Consider the following 874-nt stretch of genomic DNA (forward strand, 5'->3'; position numbering starts at 1 on the left):
AACGGCGCTCGCCGTGTTGCTGATTTTCATGGCTGCGGCTCCGGCTCTTCCTTCGCCTTGTAGGCGGCAAGGCCGATCCACGATCCGTTATCGCCGCGAAACTGGCGCACAACATCGCCACCGTCCCAATGGCCGGTGAAGATGCCGCGCCGGTTGATGCCGCCGACGGGGCGCGTGCGCGCCGCCAGAAGGCGGGCGCGGCGCGTGTCTCGATCTAGGTGGCGCATGGGTTGCATGGTCAATCCTTCCTATTCGCTGGCGGTGTCGAGGTTTGTGCCGATCTCGTCGGCGTCGAAGTCTTCAAGGGCTGAAATCGCGCTTTCCAGTTCGGAAACTGCGGCGTCCATCGCCTGCGCGCGTTCGCTGTCCTCAAGACTGGGTGGCAGATTTTCGCGGGCGGCCTGCTCGTCATCCTTGACGGTTTCGAGCATGTCGCGCGCCTCATCCAACAGGGCCTTGCCCTTGTCGATCAGCACGCGGGCGGCGGCGATCTGCTTGCGGCGTTCGCCTGCGCGGGCCAGCTCGTCACAAAGGGCGCGCTGCCGATCCTCGCGGGTGCCGCTGGTGGCGATGTAGCTGCACCGGCCATCGTGGAAGGCGAAGCCTGCGCGTTTCAGGCATCCGCGAAACCGCTGGTGGGTGCGGTCGCTCCAATCCAGTGTGCCCGCATAGTTGCGGAAGGCGGCGACAGCGCAGACGGAACCGTAATTCTCATCACGCCAGCTAAGCTCGATCACGGGGGGCGATTTGGTCATGGTGGCCTCCCTCAATATTCGCTGGTTAGGAGAATGGTGAGCACGCGGGTTGTGGCATCGGGATTCCATGGTTCGGCGCTGCCAAATTCAAGATCGCGGTCGTAATAGATCCTATGCAG

At 63.4% G+C, this 874-nt stretch carries 3 protein-coding genes; all 3 read right to left on the bottom strand.

What is annotated here, in order from left to right; translation table 11 throughout:
- Positions 1 to 26: 26 nt before the first annotated feature.
- The gene (locus ET21_RS0123175) at positions 27 to 236 is read right to left on the bottom strand and encodes a hypothetical protein (RefSeq protein WP_004213310.1); all 210 of its coding nucleotides are present in this window, start codon (positions 234 to 236) and stop codon (positions 27 to 29) included.
- Positions 237 to 248: 12 nt separating this feature from the next.
- The gene (locus tag ET21_RS28675) at positions 249 to 755 is read right to left on the bottom strand and encodes a hypothetical protein (protein ID WP_237751658.1); all 507 of its coding nucleotides are present in this window, start codon (positions 753 to 755) and stop codon (positions 249 to 251) included.
- An 11-nt stretch (positions 756 to 766) separates the two neighbouring features.
- The coding region (locus ET21_RS27945) for a DUF3768 domain-containing protein (protein ID WP_156022505.1) at positions 767 to 874 on the bottom strand (108 nt) is incomplete at its 5' end.

Origin of the sequence: Sphingobium sp. DC-2 (genome assembly GCF_000722555.1) — a bacterium.
GTDB classification, from domain to species: domain Bacteria; phylum Pseudomonadota; class Alphaproteobacteria; order Sphingomonadales; family Sphingomonadaceae; genus Sphingobium; species Sphingobium quisquiliarum.